Here is a 19,526-nt window from a genome sequence, read left to right on the forward strand (position 1 = left end):
GGGGCATTTGCTACCATCGACGCTTTCCCGATCACCCAAGGTTCGCCGTCCATGAGCAACGTTCGCAGCAAGATCTGCGGGATTACCCGTATCGAGGACGCCCTGGCCGCGGTCGAGGCCGGCGCCGACGCCCTCGGTTTCGTCTTCTATGCGAAAAGCCCGCGGGCGGTGGACGTGCGCCAGGCGCGGGCGATCATCGATGCGCTGCCGCCGTTCGTGACCACCGTGGGGTTGTTCGTCAACGCCTCGCGCTGCGAGCTCAACGAGATCCTCGAAGTGGTTTCCCTGGACCTGCTACAGTTCCACGGCGATGAGACCCCGGCCGATTGCGAGGGCTACCACCGCCCCTGGATCAAGGCCCTGCGGGTGCGCCCCGGGGATGACCTGGAGGCCGCCTGCCGGCATTACGCCGGCGCCCGCGGCATCCTGCTGGACGCCTATGTGCCGGGCGTGCCGGGGGGAACCGGCGAGGCCTTCGACTGGTCACTGATTCCGCAGCGCCTGAGCAAGCCGATCATTCTTGCCGGTGGCCTGTCGGCCGACAACGTCGCCGAGGCCATTCGCCAGGTGCGCCCGTACGCGGTGGATGTCAGCGGCGGCGTGGAGCAGGCCAAGGGCATCAAGGATGCGGCAAAGATCGAAGCCTTCATGCAGGCGGTGAAACACGCGTGAACGCGGATGTGACGGCTGGCCGCGCGCCATCGTCCATAGCTTTCGCAGCCCGGTGCTGCCAGGCCGCGCCAGAGCGCGGGGCATGCCGGGGAAGAATTGGAGGTGGGGCGGTTGTAGCCGGTCCATCGTCGCTTTACAGAAGAATTTGAGCTCAAGGGCAGGGCGGGGCCATGCAGGTCTCCCCGGCCAATACTGGAGAAAGCAAGCATGAGCAACTGGTTGGTAGACAAACTGATCCCTTCGATCATGCGTTCCGAGGTGAAGAAGAGCTCGGTGCCGGAAGGGCTGTGGCACAAGTGCCCGTCCTGCGAAGCCGTGCTGTATCGCCCGGAGCTGGAAAAGACCCTCGACGTCTGCCCTAAGTGCAACCACCACATGCGTATCGGCGCCCGCGCGCGCATCGATATCTTCCTCGATCCAGAAGGCCGTGCCGAGCTGGGCGCCGACCTGGAGCCGGTCGACCGCCTGAAGTTCCGCGACGGCAAGAAGTACAAGGACCGCCTGACCGCCGCGCAGAAGCAGACCGGCGAGAAGGACGCGCTGATCTCCATGAGCGGCACCCTGATGGGCATGCCGATCGTGGTCAGCGCCTTCGAGTTCTCCTTCATGGGCGGCTCCATGGGTGCCATCGTCGGTGAGCGTTTCGTGCGCGCCGCCAACTACGCCCTGGAAAACCGCTGCCCGATGGTCTGCTTCTCCGCTTCCGGCGGCGCGCGCATGCAGGAAGCGCTGATTTCGCTGATGCAGATGGCCAAGACCTCCGCCGTGCTGGCGCGCCTGCGCGAAGAAGGCATTCCGTTCATCTCGGTGCTGACCGACCCGGTCTATGGCGGCGTTTCGGCCAGCCTGGCGATGCTCGGCGACGTGATCGTCGGCGAACCGAAGGCGCTGATCGGCTTCGCCGGCCCGCGCGTGATCGAGCAGACCGTGCGCGAGAAACTGCCCGAAGGCTTCCAGCGCAGCGAGTTCCTGCTGGAGCACGGCGCCATCGACCTGATCATCTCGCGTGACGAGCTGCGTCCGCGTCTGGCTCGCCTGCTGGCGCAGATGACCGGCCAGCCGACCCCGGAAGCGGCCAAAGAGGTCGCTGCGGTCGCGTGATGAACCAGCGCAGCCTGGGCGACTGGCTCGCCTACCTCGAACAGTTGCACCCCTCGGCCATCGACATGGGCCTGGAACGCTCGCAACAGGTGCTGACGCGCCTGGGGCTGGGCAAGCTGGCGCCGCGAGTGGTGACGGTGACCGGCACCAATGGCAAGGGTTCGACCTGCGCCTTCGTGGCCGCGCTGCTGCGCGCCCAGGGGCTCAAGGTCGGGGTGTACAGTTCGCCGCACCTGCTGCGTTACAACGAACGGGTGCTGATCGAAGGCCGCGAGGCTAGCGATGAGCGCCTGTGCGAAGCGTTCGCCGCGGTGGAAGCGGCGCGTGGCGAGATCTCGCTGACCTATTTCGAGATGGGCACCCTGGCGGCGTTCTGGCTGTTCAAGCAGTCCGCGCTGGACGCGGTGGTGCTCGAGGTCGGCCTGGGTGGTCGGCTGGACGCGGTCAACCTGGTGGATGCCGACGTATCGCTGGTCACCAGTATCGGCGTCGACCATGTCGACTACCTGGGCGATAGCCGCGAGTCGGTGGCCTACGAGAAAGCGGGGATCTTCCGTCAAGGCAAGCCTGCGCTGTGCGGTGACCTGGATCCGCCGCAGCCTTTGCTGGACAAGGTGCGCGAGCTGGGTTGCCCGTTCTTCCTGCGCGGGCGTGATTTCGACCTGGATAGCAGCGTCGACCACTGGCATTGGCGTGGTCGCCAGCTCGACGGTTCGCCCGTTGAACTGCGCGACCTGCCGTTGCTCGACCTGCCCATGGAGAATGCCGCCCTGGCCTTGCAGGCTTTCCTGCTGATGGGCCTGCCGTGGGATGCCGGCACGGTTCGCCAGGCCTTGCTGGATACGCGTATCACCGGTCGTCTCGACCGGCGCGAGTTGCTGCTGCGGGGCAAGCGCGTGGAGTTGCTGCTGGATGTCGGCCACAACCCGCACGCCGCCGAGTACCTGGCCCGCCGCCTGGCGGCGCGCCCGGTGAAAGGGCGACGCCTGGCGGTGTTCGGCCTGTTGGCCGACAAAGACCTGCCCGGTGTGCTCGCGCCGCTGCGCGACCAGGTCGCCGATTGGGCGGTGGCGCCGCTGGACACGCCGCGCAGCCGCCCGGCCGCGGAACTGGCGGATGCCTTGACGAACCTCGGTGCGACGGTGAAGTCTTACGCCAGTGTCGCGGCTGCCCTCGAAGGGCAGTGCGCCCAGGCGACGGCGGATGACCAGATCCTGCTGTTCGGTTCGTTTTTCTGCGTCGGCGAGGCCTTGGCCTGGCTAGAGCGGCAGGTCCTCGAGGATGGAGTAGATGGCAGTGCTGGATAAAGGGATGAAGCAGCGCATGGTCGGTGCGCTGGTGCTGGTGGCGCTGGCGGTGATCTTCCTGCCGATGTTGTTCACTCGCGAGGACGAGATGCGCCAGGTGCGTGTCGAGGCGCCGGAGGCGCCGGCCATGCCCAGCCTGCCCCAGGTGCAGGTGGAGCCGGTCCAGGTGCCGGAACCGCAACCGTTGCCGGAGCAGAACGAGCAGCCGCCGGTGGTGGTCAACGAGTCCACGGCGCCGGTGACGACACCGAGTCAGCCGATCGCGCCGGTAGCGACCTCGGCGCCGCCCGTACAGCCCAAGCCGCAGACGCCAGTGCCGACGCCGCCGGTGGCGAAGGTGGAGGCGCGTCCGGCGCCTGCGCCGAGCGTGGCGCCCGCCGCTCCCGCCGCCAAGCCGGCCGCGCCGTCGAAGATCGATGCCAACGGCCTGCCGGTGAGCTGGTCGATCCAGTTGGCCAGCCTGTCCAATCGGGCTGGTGCCGAGAACCTGCAGAAGACCCTGCGCAGCCAGGGCTACAACGCCTATATCCGTTCGGCGGATGGCATGAACCGGGTGTTCGTCGGTCCGCTGATCGAGCGCGCCGAGGCCGAGCGCCTGCGTGATGTGATCAGTCGCCAGCAAAACCTAAAAGGCATCGTGGTGCGCTTCCAGCCGGAGCGTGGCTGACGCCCGATTGTCGACACCATGCGCCGTCCCTGTGGGAGCGGCCTTGCCGAGGCGTCGGACCGGTCGGAAAGGGCTGTGCAGCAGCCCCAGCGATTTCTGCTTCGACGCTGAGATCCTGGGGCTGCTGCGCAGCCCTTTCGCGACACAAGGCCGCTCCTACAGGTGCGCGTAGGATTTTGCAGGCGTGGGATTGCCTCGAAAGGGCTTTTCTAGCCCGCAAAGCTGTCCCCGGAGTCAGCCCGCAGCCCTTCAAACGCCTGACATTCCGCTTACCCCAAGCCCCCTGCCTCTGGTAAAATGCGCCGCCTCAAACGTCGGCAGGCAACACCGTGGCATTTACCTGGGTTGATTGGGCGATCATCGCGATCGTCGTCATTTCATCACTGATCAGTCTCAAGCGCGGCTTCGTCAAGGAAGCCTTGTCCCTGCTCATCTGGATTGTCGCCGGTGCGGTGGCCTGGATGTTCGGCGGCTCGCTTGCGCAGTATCTTGAAAGCTATATCCAGATGCCTTCAGCACGGGTCATTGCCGGCTGTGCGATTCTTTTCGTCGCCACGCTGCTGGTCGGGGCGATGCTCAATTTCCTCATCGGCGAGCTGATCCGCGTGACCGGGTTGTCCGGCACCGATCGCTTCCTCGGCATGGCCTTCGGCGCCGCGCGCGGGGGGCTGCTGGTGGTGGTGGCGGTCGGGCTGCTGAGCCTGGGGCCGGTGCAACAGGATCCGTGGTGGCAGGAATCACGCCTGATACCACAATTTCTATTGGTAGCCGATTGGTCGAAGAACCTCATACTCGGGTTCAGTGGCCAGTGGATGTCCAGTGGGGTCAGCGCACCCGTTGACCTTCCGTTCAAGGAGCAGCTGCTCGGGCCGACCAAGCCCTGAGTGCTCTTCACTCAAGTTTCATCAAAGTAGGGGTTGCGTCGCATGTGTGGCATCGTCGGTATCGTCGGTAAGTCGAACGTCAATCAGGCGCTGTATGACGCGCTTACGGTCCTCCAGCACCGCGGCCAGGATGCTGCCGGTATCGTGACCAGCCACGACGGCCGGTTGTTCCTGCGCAAGGATAACGGCCTGGTGCGCGACGTCTTCCAGCAGCGTCACATGCAACGCCTGGTCGGCAGCATCGGCATCGGTCACGTGCGTTACCCGACCGCCGGCAGCTCCACCTCGGCCGAGGCCCAGCCGTTCTACGTCAACTCGCCCTACGGCATCACCCTGGCGCACAACGGCAACCTGACCAACGTCGAGCAGCTGGCCAAGGAAATCTACGAGTCCGACCTGCGCCACGTCAACACCAACTCCGACTCTGAAGTGCTGCTGAACGTGTTCGCCCACGAGCTGGCCGTGCGCGGCAAGCTGCAGCCGACCGAAGAGGACGTGTTCGCTGCCGTTTCCCACGTGCACAGCCGCTGCGTCGGTGGCTACGCGGTGGTGGCGATGATCACCGGCTACGGCATCGTCGGCTTCCGCGACCCCAACGGCATCCGTCCGGTGGTGTTCGGCCAGCGTCACACCGACGAAGGCGTCGAGTACATGATCGCCTCGGAAAGCGTGGCCCTGGACGTGCTCGGCTTCACCCTGATCCGCGACCTGGCGCCGGGCGAGGCGGTGTACATCACCGAAGGCGGCCAGATGTTCACCAAGCAGTGCGCCGAGAACCCGAAACTGCAGCCGTGCATCTTCGAGCATGTCTACCTGGCCCGTCCGGACTCGATCATCGACGGCGTCTCGGTGTACAAGGCGCGCCTGCGCATGGGCGAGAAGCTGGCCGAGAAGATCCAGCGCGAGCGCCCGGACCACGACATCGACGTGGTCATCCCGATCCCTGACACCAGCCGCACCGCGGCGCTGGAACTGGCCAACCACCTGGGCGTCAAGTTCCGCGAAGGCTTCGTCAAGAACCGCTATATCGGCCGTACCTTCATCATGCCCGGCCAGGCCGCGCGCAAGAAATCGGTACGCCAGAAGCTCAACGCCATCGAGCTGGAATTCCGCGGCAAGAACGTGATGCTGGTGGACGATTCGATCGTGCGCGGCACCACCTGCAAGCAGATCATCCAGATGGCCCGCGAAGCCGGCGCCAAGAACGTCTACTTCTGCTCCGCGGCCCCTGCGGTGCGCTACCCCAACGTCTACGGCATCGACATGCCGAGCGCTCACGAACTGATCGCCCACAACCGTACCACCGAACAGGTGGCCGAGTTGATCGGCGCCGACTGGCTGATCTACCAGGACCTCCCGGACCTGATCGACTCGGTCGGTGGCGGCAAGATCAAGATCGAGCATTTCGATTGCGCGGTGTTCAACGGTGAGTATGTCACCGGCGATATCGACGAAGCCTACCTCGATCGCATCGAGCAGGCCCGTAATGACCTGGCCAAGGTGAAGAACCAGGCAGTCAGCGCGATCATCGACCTGTACAACAACTGATTTGGGAGCGACGGCATGACCGATCAATGGGATGCCGGTCGACTGGACAGTGACCTCGAGGGTGTCGGTTTCGACACCCTGGCGGTGCGCGCCGGTCAGAACCGTACTCCGGAGGCCGAGCACAGCGAAGCGCTGTTCCTGACCTCCAGCTATGTCTTCCGCACGGCCGCCGACGCCGCCGCGCGTTTTGCCGGCGAAACGCCGGGCAACGTCTATTCGCGCTACACCAACCCGACCGTGCGTGCCTTCGAGGAGCGCCTGGCGGCCATGGAAGGCGCCGAGCAGGCCGTGGCCACCTCCACCGGCATGGCGGCGATCCTCGCCGTGGTCATGTCGCTGTGCAGCGCCGGCGACCATGTGCTGGTGTCGCAGAGCGTGTTCGGCTCGACCATCAGCCTGTTCGAGAAGTACTTCAAGCGTTTCGGCGTGCAGGTGGACTACGTGCCGCTGGTCGACCTGAACGGCTGGGAAAAGGCCATCAAGGCCAATACCAAGCTGCTGGTCGTCGAGTCGCCGTCCAACCCGCTGGCCGAGCTGGTGGACATCACCGCCCTGGCCGAGATCGCCCATGCCCGTGGCGCCATGCTGGTGGTGGACAACTGCTTCAGCACCCCGGCCTTGCAGCAGCCGCTCAAGCTCGGCGCTGACATCGTGTTCCACTCGGCGACCAAGTTCATCGACGGCCAGGGCCGCTGCATGGGCGGCGTGGTGGCCGGACGCAGCGAGCAGATGAAGGAAGTGGTGGGCTTCCTGCGTACCGCCGGCCCGACCCTCAGCCCGTTCAACGCCTGGGTCTTCACCAAGGGGCTGGAGACCCTCAAGCTGCGCATGCGCGCCCACTGCGAGAGCGCCCAGGCGTTGGCCGAGTGGCTCGAGCAGCAGGATGGTATCGAGAAGGTCCACTACGCCGGCCTGCCAAGCCATCCGCAGCATGAACTGGCCAAGCGCCAGATGAGTGGCTTCGGCGCGGTGGTCAGCTTCGAGGTCAAGGGCGGCAAGGAAGGCGCCTGGCGCTTCATCGACGCCACCCGGGTGATCTCCATTACCACCAACCTCGGTGACAGCAAGACCACCATCGCCCACCCGGCGACCACCTCCCACGGGCGTCTGACGCCGCAGGAGCGCGAGGCGGCGGGTATCCGTGACAGCCTGGTGCGCGTGGCGGTCGGCCTGGAAGACGTGGCCGACCTGCAAGCCGATCTGGCCCGCGGCCTGGCGGCGCTGTGATCGACTGGAAGGGTGGCGAGCCCGGCCATAACGGCCGGGTGGCCCTGGTGACCGGTGCCGCTCGCGGCATCGGCCTGGGTATCGCCGCCTGGTTGATCTGCGAGGGTTGGCAGGTGGTGCTCAGCGACCTGGACCGCCCACGCGGCACCAAGGTTGCCAAGGCCCTGGGCGACAATGCCTGGTTCATCACCATGGATGTGGCCGACGAAGCCCAGGTCAGTGCCGGGGTGTCCGAGGTGCTCGGGCAGTTCGGCCGGCTGGATGCGCTGGTGTGCAACGCGGCGATCGCCAACCCGCATAACCAGACCCTGGAAAGCTTGTCCCTGGCTCAATGGAACCGGGTGCTGGCGGTCAACCTCAATGGCCCGATGTTGCTGGCCAAGCATTGCGCACCTTACTTGCGCGCCCATGGCGGTGCGATCGTCAACCTGACCTCCACCCGCGCCCGGCAGTCCGAACCGGACACCGAAGCCTATGCCGCCAGCAAGGGCGGCCTGGTCGCCCTGACCCACGCCCTGGCCATGAGCCTGGGGCCGGAGATTCGCGTCAATGCGGTGAGCCCGGGCTGGATCGATGCCCGTGATCCTTCGCAGCGACGCGCCGAGCCCTTGACCGAGGCCGACCATGCCCAGCATCCGACGGGCAGGGTAGGGACGGTCGAGGATGTGGCGGCGTTGGTGGCGTGGCTGTTGTCGCGTCAGGCGGGGTTCGTCACCGGCCAGGAGTTCGTGGTCGATGGTGGGATGACCCGCAAGATGATCTACACCTGAGCTGTAACCTGTTGAGATGAAAGAGAAAGGGGCCGAGAGCCCCTTTTTTTGTCGGTTGTGCTGGCTCTATCGCGGGGCAAGCCCGCTCCCACGCTGTGGTGTCTTGCTGTGGGGGGGGCGGGCTTGCCCCGCGATCAGGCTGCCCCAGTGGCTACCTTTTTTGCCCTTTTTGAAAAAAACTTCAATGGGGGTATTGACTTAGCATCGGTACCTGCGTAAATTTCGCGGCCTCAGCGAAGCAAACGCAACAAGCAACATCGCGGGGGTGATTAGCTCAGCCGGGAGAGCATCTGCCTTACAAGCAGAGGGTCGGCGGTTCGATCCCGTCATCACCCACCACTTCCTGAGGCGTTCCTGGTTCAGTGGTTTCGAAAGAAACACGCTGGCAGAGAGGAACAGGACGCAAGTCCAACTATGCGCGGCGGTAGTTCAGTCGGTTAGAATACCGGCCTGTCACGCCGGGGGTCGCGGGTTCGAGTCCCGTCCGCCGCGCCATTTTTCTCCAGATGGGTGCTTGCACCGGTCTGAGGCCGAAAGGCCAGATCCCAGTTTCAATCAGGCGCAAGCCTGAACGATACGCAGCGGTAGTTCAGTCGGTTAGAATACCGGCCTGTCACGCCGGGGGTCGCGGGTTCGAGTCCCGTCCGCTGCGCCATCTTCGCCTCGAGGTCCCTAGAACACTTCGAAGCAACGAGAAAGCGACCTTCGGGTCGCTTTTTTCGTTTCAGCATCTTGCGCAGTCATGGGCAAGGATTTACACCAAGCTGACAGAGTCTTCACCGATCAATGGTTTCGGCTGCTGATCGATGTGTTGCACAATACGCCCCATTCGTTTCTTCCCGGAATTGGCAATGTCTAGATCAACCGTCTATGGCGCGCTCGGGCTGGCCCTCGTGCTGGCGGGTGTGTCCGGCTGTTCCTCGAAAAAGGCCGCCGTCTACGAGCACGAGAACTTCGATGACTCGGGCACCTTCTCCCGCAGTTTCGCCACCAGCGAGGCGGGCTCCTGCGAGGCGGCGCGGCGCGCGCTGCTCAGCCAGGGCTACATCATCACCAGCAGCGACGCCAACCAGGTCGCCGGCAACAAGAGCTTCCAGCAGAACGCCGAGAACCACCTGCAGATCAGCTTCAACATCACCTGCGTGCCGGACATGAGCGACAAGCAGCGCTCGACCATGTTCGCCAACGCCCTGCAGGACCGCTACACCCTGAAGAAATCCAATACTTCCGCCAGCCTTGGCGTGGGTGTGCTGGGTTCGGTGTCGATGCCGATCGGCTCCACCGACGATTCCATGGTCAAGGTCGCCAGCGAGACGGTTACCGCCGCGCAGTTCTACGACCGCTACTTCGCCCTGGTGGAAAGCTACCTGCCGAAGCCGAAGAAGCCGGAGAAGACCGAACCTGCCGCGGAGCCGAAGGTGGAAAAACCGGCCGCCGACCTGGGCTTGCCGGAACCCGCGCCCGCTGCCCTGGCGCCCGCGCCGCAGTCTGCCGCGCCGGTCGCCGAGAGCGTGGCAGAGGCTCCGGTACCGACTCCGGTTGCCGTCGCCCCGGCCGCTGCGCCTGCGCCTGTCGCCGCTCCAGCGGCTGCCGTACCGGCCAGCGAAGCCCCTGCGGCCCCGATTGTGGACGACAGCAAGGGTTCGCAGCCCATCGCGCCGCCCGTCGAGCCAACGCCGATCCAGGTACAGCAGGAAGCGCCGGCAGTGGAGCAGGCCCCCGCGCCACTCTGACGCGTCGATAACTTCCCGGGCGCCTGCTACGTTTATCGTTCATAGGGCTGTAATCATTTGGTCATTCCGTTGCCTTAGGTTGGCGCAATGACCAAAGAACGATGAATCAAGGGGGCGAGAAGATGGACGACTACCAGGAAGAACTGCTCGAGTTTCAGGCCTATGAGCTGGACCTGCCAGAACCGGCGGACGACGCCACCGAACTCTAACCCACCTGCCGCTGATGGCGGCGAAATTCCCCCGGTGTCAGCCCCGTCCAGCGCTTGAATGCGCGCTGGAAGGCCTCGGCCGAGGCGAACCCCAACAGATAGGCGATCTCGCCGAAGGCCAGCTCCGTGTCGCGGATATAGGTCTCGGCCAGGTCGCGCCGCGTGTCGTTGAGCAGGTTGCGAAAGCGCGTGCCTTCCTCGGCCAGTTTGCGGCGCAAGGTCCAGGTCGGCAGCTGCAGGTGCCGCGCCACTTCTTCCAGATCCGGCTCGCGCCCACCGTTCAACAGCGGCCCCAGCAGGTGGGTGATGCGTTCGCCCAGGCTGCGCACGCGAGTGCGCTGGGCCAGTTCTGCTTCGCATAGCTGCAACAGGTGCTGCCAGGTGCTGGGGCAGTGCTGCGGGTTGGGCAGGGCCAGGGTGGCCTGGCTCAGGCGCAGTTGATTGGCCGTGGCACCGAAATGCACCGGGCCTGCGCACAGGCTTTGGTACTGCGCGGCGTAGGCGGGGGCGTCGAACTCGATTTCCAGGCGCTCGGCCTGCACCGGCCTGCCCACCAGGGCGCTGAGCTGCGCCAGCCAGCCAGCGAGCAGCGAGTCGACCACGAAGCGGTTGTAGTCGTTGTAGGGGCTGATGGAGTAGAACCGCAGCCAGGCGCCCTGGGCGTCTTCGTGAAAGCTCGACTGCCCACGGTAGTTGGCGGCATAAAGCGGTTCGAAACGTAGCAGGGTGCGGGCGGCGTCGCCGAGGGTCGGGGCCTGGGCGGCGGCGACGCCGGCCAGGCCGGCTTGGGCCAGGCGGCTCAGGCGCCCCATGTGCAGGCCCAGCGCCGGCTCGGCGGACAAGGCGATCGCCGCGTGTCCCAGGTGCATGTAGCGCGGGATCGACAGCCGCGCGCCCGGTTCGGCCAGGCGCCTGGCGTCGAGGCCATAGCGCAGCAGCAGGGGGTGCGGATCGTGGTCGAGTGCCGTCAGCGCCTCGGCCAGGGGCTGGACGAAACCGACCGACAGTTCACCCAGGCGTACGCGGGGGCGGGGCATGTCGTCACAGCCACAGGTTGAGCAGGCGCGCGCCGTGGCTGTCGTTGCCGACCCACAGCGTGCCACCCTGGCTGGCGAAGCCCTGTCCGTCGCTGCCCAGCTCCCAGAACTGGCCGCGCATGAATACGCTCATGCTCGGGGTGGCGGCGTTGGCGGCCAGGGGCAGTTGCTGCCAGGCGCGCTGTTCGCTCACTGCGCCGCGGCGCAGGGGCAGGTCGGCGGCCTGGGCCTGGTGGCGGTTGCCACGCCAGGGCGCCAGCCAGCTCTGCTTGCCGCTGAGGAATACCGGGTTGGCGACCAGTTGCACCGATTGCGCGGCCAGTTGCCGGTAGTTGGCGGGGTACCAGCTGTCGCTGCCGATCAGTACGCCCAAGCGTCCGGCGGGGGTTTGCAGCACCTGCAGCGGATGCTGCTGGCCGTCGTGGATGTAGCGTCGGCTTTCGCTGTCGGGGTACTGCTGGTGCTGGGGCTGCCCGAGCACCGAACCGTCGCTGGCGAACACCAGGCTGCTGTTGTACAGCGGGCCGTTGCCGGTGCGCAGCACGCCGTTCTCCACATAGGGCGCGGGCAGGACGATGGAGCCGGCGACCAGGGTGACGCCGAATTCCCGGGCCAGGTTTCCGAACACCTGCTGGTAGTCGGCGGCCATCTGCGCGGCCTTCATGCGCAGGTGGGCGTCCGAGCGGCGATCGTCGCCGCTGGCGGCGAGCATCGCCAGGCCATAGCGCAGCGGGTTGCTCAGCTCCAGCCACTGCCAGGCCTCGTTGCGCTGGGTGACCTGGTACAGCTCGCGCTTCTCGCCCCGGGCCCACAGCCAGGTGCCGATATGTTCCGGCAACACCACCACGGTGCGCGGGTTGACCAGGCCCTGGGCGCGGGCCTGTTCCAGGTAGGCCGAGAGCTTGCGGTGCAGGCGCGTGAGGTTCTGGTAGTCCCCTGGGTACAGCAGGGGTTCGACCCCCAGCAGGTTGCCGTGCTCGCCCGGCACGCCCTGGTTGAGGGCCAGTTCGATGCGCAGGTCGGACAGGTAATGACCCTCCGGGCGCTGCAGGGTCCAGAAGCCGTAGCCGCAGAGGGCGGCAAGGGTGACCAGCGCCAGGGCGCCGGCTAGCAGTTTTCGCATGGAGCAGTCCAGCGCTGTGCAGAAGGAGTGCCCTAGGGTAGTCCTGCTGTGCAGCAGGATCAATAAGTTGTCAGTTTCGATCATTGAGCGTGTTCAAACGCCTGTTTAATGTCGACCTCAGACAAACGACGGGCCCCGCCACGCTGCTGTAGAGGCTTGGTAGAGGCGCCCGCATTCCGTGATCACGCCACCTGTGGAGTCCATCCATGGCTACCGACCGTTACCCGCACCTGCTGGCCCCCCTCGACCTGGGCTTCACCACCCTGCGCAACCGCACCCTGATGGGCTCGATGCACACCGGCCTCGAGGAGCGCCCGGGCGGCTTCGAGCGCATGGCCGCGTACTTTGCCGAACGCGCCCGTGGTGGCGTCGGGCTGATGGTCACCGGTGGCATTGCGCCCAACGATGAAGGCGGCGTGTACTCTGGTGCGGCCAAGCTCAGCACCGAGGAAGAGGCTGACAAGCATCGGATCGTCACCGAGGCGGTGCATGCCGCCGGTGGCAAGATCTGCCTGCAGATCCTGCATGCCGGACGCTATGCCTACAGCCCGAAACAGGTGGCGCCCAGCGCCATCCAGGCGCCGATCAACCCGTTCAAGCCCAAGGAGCTGGACGAGGAGGGCATCGAGAAGCAGATCCGCGACTTCGTCACCTGCGCAAGCCTGGCCCAGCGCGCCGGCTACGATGGCGTCGAGATCATGGGTTCGGAAGGCTACTTCATCAACCAGTTCCTCGCCGCCCACACCAACCACCGTACCGACCGTTGGGGCGGCAGCTACGAGAACCGCATGCGCCTGGCGGTGGAAATCGTGAGCCGGGTGCGCGAGGCGGTGGGGCCGAACTTCATCATCATCTTCCGCCTGTCGATGCTCGACCTGGTCGAGGGCGGCAGCACCTGGGACGAGATCGAGCTGCTGGCCAAGGCCATCGAGCAGGCTGGCGCCACGCTGATCAACACGGGTATCGGCTGGCATGAGGCGCGCATCCCGACCATCGCCACCAAGGTGCCGCGCGCGGCGTTCAGCAAGGTCACCGCCAAGCTGCGTGGCGCGGTGAAGATCCCGCTGATCACCACCAACCGCATCAACACCCCGGAGGTGGCCGAGGCGGTGCTGGCCGAGGGCGATGCCGACATGGTCTCCATGGCCCGGCCGTTCCTGGCCGATCCTGACTTCGTCAACAAGGCCGCTGCTGGCCGTGGTGACGAGATCAACACCTGCATCGGCTGCAACCAGGCCTGCCTGGATCACACCTTCGGCGGCAAGCTGACCAGCTGCCTGGTCAACCCGCGGGCTTGCCATGAGACCGAGCTCAACTACCTGCCGGTACGGGCGGTCAAGCGCATTGCGGTGGTCGGCGCCGGTCCTGCGGGCCTGGCGGCCGCCACCGTGGCCGCCGAGCGCGGTCATGAGGTGACGTTGTTCGATGCCGCCGGCGAGATCGGCGGGCAGTTCAACGTGGCCAAGCGCGTGCCGGGCAAGGAGGAGTTCTACGAGACCCTGCGTTACTTCCGCAACAAGGTGAAGTCCACGGGTGTCGACCTGCGCCTGAATACCCGTGTCGATGTGGCTGCGTTGGTGGCTGGCGAGTTCGACGAGATTATCCTGGCTACCGGCATCGCCCCGCGTACGCCGGCCATTCCCGGTATCGACAACGCCAAGGTGCTGAGCTACCTGGACGTGCTGCTGGAGCGCAAGCCGGTGGGTGAGCGGGTGGCGGTGATCGGTGCCGGTGGCATTGGTTTCGATGTGTCCGAGTACCTGGTGCACAAGGGCGTGGCCACCAGCCAGGACCGTGAGGCGTTCTGGAAGGAGTGGGGCATCGATACGCGTTTGCAGGCTCGTGGTGGTGTGGCCGGGGTCAAGGCCGAGCCTCACGCGCCGGCGCGCCAGGTGTACCTGCTGCAGCGCAAGAAGACCAAGGTCGGCGACGGCCTGGGCAAGACCACCGGCTGGATTCATCGCACGGGGCTGAAGAACAAGCAGGTGCAGATGCTCAACAGCGTCGAGTACCTGAGCGTGGACGATGCCGGTCTGCATGTGCGGGTTGGCGAGGGCGAGCCGCAGTTGTTGGCGGTGGACAATATCGTCATCTGCGCTGGGCAGGATCCGCTGCGCGAGTTGCATGATGGCCTTGTTGCGGCCGGGCAGTCGGTGCACTTGATCGGGGGCGCTGACGTGGCGGCGGAACTTGATGCCAAGCGGGCGATTAACCAAGGGTCGAGGTTGGCGGCGGAACTGTGATTGTTTGAATCGTTGGTGAGCCAACTTCCACAGTTGAGATGGTAATACACCTTTTCTGTGGAAGTTGGCTTGTCAACGAGTGGCTGTAACTAAGTAAATATTGCCAGCACTCTACACTTACTCCATGTCCGTTGATCTTGATCTTGATCTTGATCTTGATCTTGATCTTGATCTTGCTGTTGCTTCTAAGCGCGCGATAGTTCAGGCAACGCCAATTGCGACTTCAGGAGGCTGAGCGGAGTTCTTGCGGAGGGAGGTGACGGGCATGGATGCCCGTCAAGCGCTGCGCCCCAGGATGGGGCGTTCAGCGCGGTCCTCCCGGGAGCAAGAACGGAGCGAGGGAACCCCGGAGCGAAGCGTAGGGGCCGGATGAATGGAGCGAGGATTTTTTGGTTCCTTTTTGATCCTTCAAAAAGGGACCCGCCGTAAGGGCGGAAAGGTGACTTTGCGTCACCATCGCAAATGAATGCGCATATAACTTTCAAAACACATGGCTCTAAAAGTCAAAGTCAAATGCGATCGGCGTGGGTTTTCACAGGTGTAAGCGCATTCATTTACTGTACTGACGCATAGTCACCTTTTCGCCCTTACGTGAACTGACCCCCGAAAGTTGGACAGGGTACGCTATGGGTTCAGCGCTTGGGTCCGAAATTGTACCGGACTCAAGCCATTTAGTCTGAGACTGATGCGTTCTTGGTTGTAGTAAGCGATGTAATCCTCTAGCCCTGATGCCAGTTGTTCAACACTCTCAAACGATTCCAGATAAAAGAACTCGCTCTTGAGCGTGCCAAAAAAGCTTTCCATCGCGGCGTTGTCCAGGCAGTTTCCCTTTCGCGACATGCTCTGCTCGATATTCTTCCCGGCCAACATGTGCCGGTAAGCTGGCTGCTGATACTGCCAGCCTTGATCGGAGTGCAATATTGGTTTGTCATCTTGATTCAGCCGCTCGAAAGCTTGCTCCAGCATTGTCGAAACCATCCTGAACTCAGGGCGTCGGTTGATCTGATAAGCGAGGATCTCGCCGTTGTACAGGTCCATCACCGGCGAAAGAAATAGCTTCTGGCCCTTTACCTTGAACTCTGTCACGTCGGTTACCCATTTTTGATTAGGGGCCTGCGCCTTGAATTCACGCTTGAGCAAATCAGATGCAACAAGCCCCTCGGAGCCTCGATACGAGCGATATTTCTTCACTTTGACTAGCGATTTGAGGCCCATCAACTGCATCAGCCGCTGCACCTTCTTGTGATTGATCACCTCGGCATTGTGCCCAAGAACCGCAGTGATACGGCGGTAGCCATACCGCCCCTTATGCTGGTGATAGACCCTGTCGATGCGTTCCTTGAGGGCAGCATGCCTGTCGGTCTGCAACACTTTGCTTTGGTAGTAAAAGGTACTGCGTGCCAGGCCTGCAGCGCGCAACAGCAGAGCGAGTCGATGCTCACGCCTTAATCCTTGGACAGCTTGCGTTTTCTTGCCTGCGCAGTGCGTGGGTCCGCTTGGATCAAGGCATCGAGCTTTTTTAGATAGGCATTCTCCGCGCGCAGATATTCCAGCTCTTCGAGCATTTGCTCAGGCGTGAGCTCACGATCCGAAGGTGCAGAAGGTCCTGCGCTGGATTGCTTTGATGGCTTGCGGGGCATGTTTAACTCTCGGGCACGGTTCGGATGAAGGGCTTCTATTCCGCCTTCATCGTACAGCCTTTTCCATTGCCTGATGCTGCTCGGCCCACGGATATCAAACCTTACGCATGCTTGCTGAGCAGACAGCCCGTCTTGCTCGATGCATTGCAAAACCTTTAATTTGAACTGAGCATCGTAGTGACTGTACTTGGGAATCAAACCGGCTGCGCCGTGTTTCTCATAGCCCTTTACCCAGCGGCGCAGCAGCGAAGGGCTCAGCTCATGCTTCAGTGCCACTTCATGAACACTGCGGGCAGAAAGGCACTCTTCGATGAGTGCCTGCTTGAGCGCCAGGTTGTATTTCGTCATGGAACACCCTCCAAGGGATAAGGTGTCCAACTTTCGGGGGTCAGTTCAACGGCGAGTCACTTTTTGTCAAACGCGACAAAAAGTAACCAAAAAACGCTGCGCTCCATTCATCCGGCCCTGCGCTTCGCTCCGGGTCCCCTCACTCCGGCCTTGCTCCCGGGAGGACCGCGCTGCAGGGCCCATCCTGGGCCCCAGCGCTTGACGGGCATCCATGCCCGTCACCTCCCTCCGCAAGGCCTGCGTTCGGCCTCCTGAAGTCGCGAAAGTACGGGCGGCGCTTGGGCTGACGCAGCTGTCGCTAGCGAGGTATGAGGATAGACTCCTGATCGGCAACGGCAACGGCAACGGCAACGGCAACGGCAACGGCAACGGCAACGGCAACGGCAACGGCAACGGCAACGGCAACGGCAACGAGCAGCACATCTGCATCTGCGCGATCAGATAAACTGCCTTCATGTCTGATTTTTCTCTCCCCCAAGCCCCCCTGCAACGTCTCGACCTGCCTTGGTTGCGCCACGCGGGAATCGAAGCTGCGGTCCTGCGCCTGGACCTGATCGACCCGCTGATCAGCGGCAACAAATGGTTCAAGCTGCGTCATCACCTGCACCAGGCCCGCAAGGCCGATGCCCCGGGCCTGATCAGCCTGGGCGGCAACCATTCCAACCATCTCCACGCCCTGGCGGCGGCCGGCAAGCGCTTCGGCTTCGCCACCGCCGGCCTGTTGCGTGGCCACCCCCAGGAAACACCCACGGTACAGGACCTGCGAGCCCTGGGCATGGAACTTCACTGGCTCGGTTTCGGCGGCTACCGCGCCCGCCATGACCCCGGCTTCTGGCAGCCCTGGCGGGCCCGGTACCCAGGCTGGCACTGCATCCCCGAAGGCGGTGGCGGCCTGGCCGGTGCCCAGGGCTGCGGGTTGATCATCGAGCAGTGCCGGGCGCAACTGGCAACGCTCGGCTGGACCGACTACGACGCCTGGTGGCTGGCAGCGGGAACCGGCACCACCCTGGCAGGGCTGGTGCTGGAGGAGGCGGGCAGGCATGCCGTCCATGGCGCTCTCGCCGTGCCGCTTGACCACGGCGTGCCGGAAACCGTCGCGGCGCTGGCCGGTGCGCACGGCTACCAGTTGCACGACGCCAGCCGCGGCGGCTTTGCCCGCATCGACGACGCGCTGCTGACGTTCATCGCCGACACCGAACGGCAAACCGGCATACCGCTGGAGGCGCTCTACACCGGCAAGGCCCTGCTGGCCCTGCGCGACCAGGTCGAGGCCGGGCGTTTCGCCCCCGGCACCCGCCTGGTGTTCCTGCACAGCGGAGGCCTGCAGGGACGACGCGGTTACTTGTAGGGCAGCATGCGCAGCAGCGTGTTGTCGCGCCGCACATAGTGGTGATAGAGCCCGGCCAGCGCGTGCAGGCCGATCAGCCAGTAGCCCCAGCTGCCGATGCGCTCGTGCCAACCCTTGATGAACTTGCTCAGGTCCGGATCGGGGGCGACGATCGCCGGCAGCTCAAGGCCATAGAACGGGATCGGCTTGTCGGCGGCGCTGAGGATCGCCCAACCGGCCAGCGGCAGGCCGATCATCATCAGGTACAGCAGCAGGTGCACCAGGTGCGACAGGCCCGTCTGCCAGGCCGGTGGCCTGGGCACGATCGGTGGGGTGGGGCGCGACAGGCGCAGGGCCAGGCGCAGCCAGACCAGCACGAACACCGTCAGCCCAAGCATGAAGTGCAGGTCTTTCATCAGGTCGCGTTCGGCGCTGCCCTTGGGGAACAGGCCACGCAGCTCGATGCAGGCGTAGACGGCGGCCAGCAGCACCAGCATCAGCCAGTGCAGGGCGATCGACAGCCGCGCGTAATGGGCCGCGGGAGTGGATGAAACCATGGTGGGTCCTCGTCATCAGGTCGGAAAGGGCGCTCTTGCTGGCGCTCAGGTACAACTGTAATGGCAGTCGGGAGTCGATCCTTGCGCCAGGTCGGTGAAAATTGTGTTGTCTGCTCCGGCCTACCTCAAAGTCCGGGCAAGTACGGCCAGCTGTCCGCCACCAGGAACAACCGCTCGGCCTCTTGCCAGGCGCCGTCGTCATCCTGTTCCAGCCGCACCAGCAATTGTGCGGGGGCGAATACATCCAGCCCGGTCAACCAACCGTCGAACTGGTTCGCGGGCCAGGATGCCTCCACCCGCGCTGGCGCGAGCCAGCCATGCCGGGGCAGCGGCTGCCAGCGTCCGGGCGGGCAGGTCGCGAGGTAATCCGCCCAATCCCGCCGATGCAGCCAACGCCCACGCAAATGTGCCGGATGAGCACCGACGGGCGCCTCGGCATGCCCGGGCCAGGGGTAGAACAGATAGCCGCCGAGCCACAGGTGGGCCTCGACCTCGGCGATTCCCAGCCCGTCCAGCGCGGCACGGCTATGGGGCTGGCCGGAAATCGTCAGTTGATGCCCGGCCAGGTGCGCCAGCTTGGTCCCGAGGCGGTCGTGGCAACCGGGGCCGAGCCAGTGCGTCGGGTCCTGCCCATCGCCGGCAGGCGGGCCGAGGTAGAGCTTGATGGCCAGCTCCAGGTGATGATCGCCGTCACGGTCGCGCAGCAACAGGTCGAGTTCGCCCAGGGTGTGGCCGCCGTCGCGGATCGCCAGGTTGGCCGCCAGCAGCAAGATGCCCGGCGCCTGCTGCAGGGCGAACTGCCACAGGCTTTCGTAGTACAGGCCCAGCCGCCGACTGTTCAGGCGTGCCAGCCAGCTCAGCAGCGGTGCAGGCGCCTGGTCGAGCGCCGCGAGCCAGTGGCCCAGGCGCTGCGGATCATCGGCCCAGGCGCTGCCCTGCAGCGGGTGGCGCTGGGGGCAGCCGGCCTGCGCCAGCAGCGGTGGCGACAACAGCGCCCAGGCCAGGTCGCGCACGGCAGGGTGGCGCAGCTGGCGGGGCAGGGACTCGAGGTCGGCGAAGGGCATCATCCTGCGAGCATAGCCGGTTTGCCGCTGGCCGGTCCTTTCGCCCATAATCCTGGCATTGTCACCCCG

General features: G+C 64.7%; 17 protein-coding genes and 3 tRNA genes. 15 read left to right on the top strand and 5 right to left on the bottom strand.

Annotation, left to right across the window (positions count from 1 at the left end; all coding sequences use genetic code 11):
• Nucleotides 1–51 precede the first annotated feature (51 nt).
• The 12 genes from HU751_RS01990 to HU751_RS02045 all read left to right on the top strand — a co-directional run bounded on the left by HU751_RS01990 (nucleotide 52) and on the right by HU751_RS02045 (nucleotide 9,909).
• Nucleotides 52–672, top strand: coding sequence for a phosphoribosylanthranilate isomerase (locus HU751_RS01990; RefSeq protein ID WP_046856435.1), 621 nt, complete (start codon nucleotides 52–54; stop codon nucleotides 670–672).
• A gap of 207 nt (nucleotides 673–879) precedes the next feature.
• Nucleotides 880–1,773, top strand: a complete 894-nt coding sequence (accD, locus tag HU751_RS01995) for an acetyl-CoA carboxylase, carboxyltransferase subunit beta (protein ID WP_028690439.1) — start codon at nucleotides 880–882, stop codon at nucleotides 1,771–1,773.
• Nucleotides 1,773–3,080 (top strand): bifunctional tetrahydrofolate synthase/dihydrofolate synthase, encoded by a 1,308-nt coding sequence (gene folC / locus HU751_RS02000; RefSeq protein WP_186735727.1) that lies wholly within the window; start codon nucleotides 1,773–1,775, stop codon nucleotides 3,078–3,080. Before accD ends, folC begins: the two co-directional genes overlap by 1 nt.
• Nucleotides 3,064–3,747: an SPOR domain-containing protein gene (locus tag HU751_RS02005; protein ID WP_186735729.1), complete on the top strand. Its 684-nt coding sequence runs from the start codon at nucleotides 3,064–3,066 to the stop codon at nucleotides 3,745–3,747. Before folC ends, HU751_RS02005 begins: the two co-directional genes overlap by 17 nt.
• 329 nt (nucleotides 3,748–4,076) lie before the next feature.
• Complete coding sequence (locus HU751_RS02010) at nucleotides 4,077–4,631, top strand: CvpA family protein (protein ID WP_050704773.1); 555 nt, start codon at nucleotides 4,077–4,079, stop codon at nucleotides 4,629–4,631.
• Between the two features lie 42 nt (nucleotides 4,632–4,673).
• Nucleotides 4,674–6,179 carry an amidophosphoribosyltransferase gene (purF, locus tag HU751_RS02015; RefSeq protein WP_050704774.1) on the top strand — a complete coding sequence of 502 codons (1,506 nt, stop codon included), beginning with the start codon at nucleotides 4,674–4,676 and terminating at the stop codon, nucleotides 6,177–6,179.
• Between the two features lie 15 nt (nucleotides 6,180–6,194).
• Nucleotides 6,195–7,406: an O-succinylhomoserine sulfhydrylase gene (locus HU751_RS02020; protein WP_028690444.1), complete on the top strand. Its 1,212-nt coding sequence runs from the start codon at nucleotides 6,195–6,197 to the stop codon at nucleotides 7,404–7,406.
• The gene (locus HU751_RS02025; RefSeq protein WP_050704775.1) at nucleotides 7,403–8,176 is read left to right on the top strand and encodes an SDR family oxidoreductase; all 774 of its coding nucleotides are present in this window, start codon (nucleotides 7,403–7,405) and stop codon (nucleotides 8,174–8,176) included. Before HU751_RS02020 ends, HU751_RS02025 begins: the two co-directional genes overlap by 4 nt.
• A 263-nt stretch (nucleotides 8,177–8,439) precedes the next feature.
• A tRNA-Val gene (locus tag HU751_RS02030) sits at nucleotides 8,440–8,515 on the top strand.
• A 79-nt stretch (nucleotides 8,516–8,594) separates the two neighbouring features.
• Nucleotides 8,595–8,671 (top strand) — tRNA-Asp (locus HU751_RS02035).
• 83 nt (nucleotides 8,672–8,754) lie between these two features.
• Nucleotides 8,755–8,831: transfer RNA gene (locus HU751_RS02040), tRNA-Asp, on the top strand.
• Nucleotides 8,832–9,027: 196 nt separating this feature from the next.
• Nucleotides 9,028–9,909, top strand: a complete 882-nt coding sequence (locus tag HU751_RS02045; RefSeq protein ID WP_186735731.1) for a DUF2242 domain-containing protein — start codon at nucleotides 9,028–9,030, stop codon at nucleotides 9,907–9,909.
• A 205-nt stretch (nucleotides 9,910–10,114) separates the two neighbouring features.
• On the opposite strand, the gene HU751_RS02050 is transcribed toward HU751_RS02045, so the two are convergent.
• On the bottom strand, nucleotides 10,115–11,155 hold the full coding sequence (locus HU751_RS02050) for an AraC family transcriptional regulator (protein WP_186735734.1): 1,041 nt from the start codon (nucleotides 11,153–11,155) through the stop codon (nucleotides 10,115–10,117).
• 4 nt (nucleotides 11,156–11,159) lie between these two features.
• Nucleotides 11,160–12,278 (bottom strand): nitrilase-related carbon-nitrogen hydrolase, encoded by a 1,119-nt coding sequence (locus tag HU751_RS02055; protein ID WP_186735736.1) that lies wholly within the window; start codon nucleotides 12,276–12,278, stop codon nucleotides 11,160–11,162.
• Between the two features lie 206 nt (nucleotides 12,279–12,484).
• Between HU751_RS02055 and HU751_RS02060 the strand changes: the two genes are divergently transcribed.
• Nucleotides 12,485–14,521 (top strand): NADPH-dependent 2,4-dienoyl-CoA reductase, encoded by a 2,037-nt coding sequence (locus HU751_RS02060; protein WP_186735738.1) that lies wholly within the window; start codon nucleotides 12,485–12,487, stop codon nucleotides 14,519–14,521.
• Nucleotides 14,522–15,145: 624 nt separating this feature from the next.
• Here HU751_RS02060 and HU751_RS02065 read toward each other — a convergent pair.
• Nucleotides 15,146–16,509 (bottom strand): IS3 family transposase gene (locus HU751_RS02065; RefSeq protein ID WP_437181031.1). Its coding sequence is split into 2 segments (ribosomal slippage): nucleotides 15,146–15,994 and nucleotides 15,997–16,509, totalling 1,362 coding nucleotides; the frame shifts between segments, so codons are not numbered across the junction.
• Between the two features lie 211 nt (nucleotides 16,510–16,720).
• Between HU751_RS02065 and HU751_RS02070 the strand changes: the two genes are divergently transcribed.
• Both HU751_RS02070 and HU751_RS02075 read left to right on the top strand, forming a co-directional pair.
• On the top strand, nucleotides 16,721–16,954 hold the full coding sequence (locus HU751_RS02070; protein ID WP_217862529.1) for a hypothetical protein: 234 nt from the start codon (nucleotides 16,721–16,723) through the stop codon (nucleotides 16,952–16,954).
• A 9-nt stretch (nucleotides 16,955–16,963) separates the two neighbouring features.
• Nucleotides 16,964–17,857 carry a 1-aminocyclopropane-1-carboxylate deaminase/D-cysteine desulfhydrase gene (locus tag HU751_RS02075; protein WP_186734406.1) on the top strand — a complete coding sequence of 298 codons (894 nt, stop codon included), beginning with the start codon at nucleotides 16,964–16,966 and terminating at the stop codon, nucleotides 17,855–17,857.
• On the opposite strand, the gene HU751_RS02080 is transcribed toward HU751_RS02075, so the two are convergent.
• Together HU751_RS02080 and HU751_RS02085 are read right to left on the bottom strand one after the other, a co-directional pair.
• Entirely contained in the window at nucleotides 17,848–18,393 is a 546-nt protein-coding gene (locus tag HU751_RS02080; RefSeq protein ID WP_050704781.1) for a cytochrome b, read from the bottom strand. The two genes, HU751_RS02075 and HU751_RS02080, sit on opposite strands and share 10 nt — an antisense overlap.
• A 125-nt stretch (nucleotides 18,394–18,518) precedes the next feature.
• Nucleotides 18,519–19,505, bottom strand: a complete 987-nt coding sequence (locus tag HU751_RS02085; RefSeq protein ID WP_186734407.1) for a DUF1853 family protein — start codon at nucleotides 19,503–19,505, stop codon at nucleotides 18,519–18,521.
• Nucleotides 19,506–19,526 lie beyond the last annotated feature (21 nt).

The organism is Pseudomonas peradeniyensis (assembly GCF_014268935.2).
GTDB lineage: Bacteria > Pseudomonadota > Gammaproteobacteria > Pseudomonadales > Pseudomonadaceae > Aquipseudomonas > Aquipseudomonas peradeniyensis.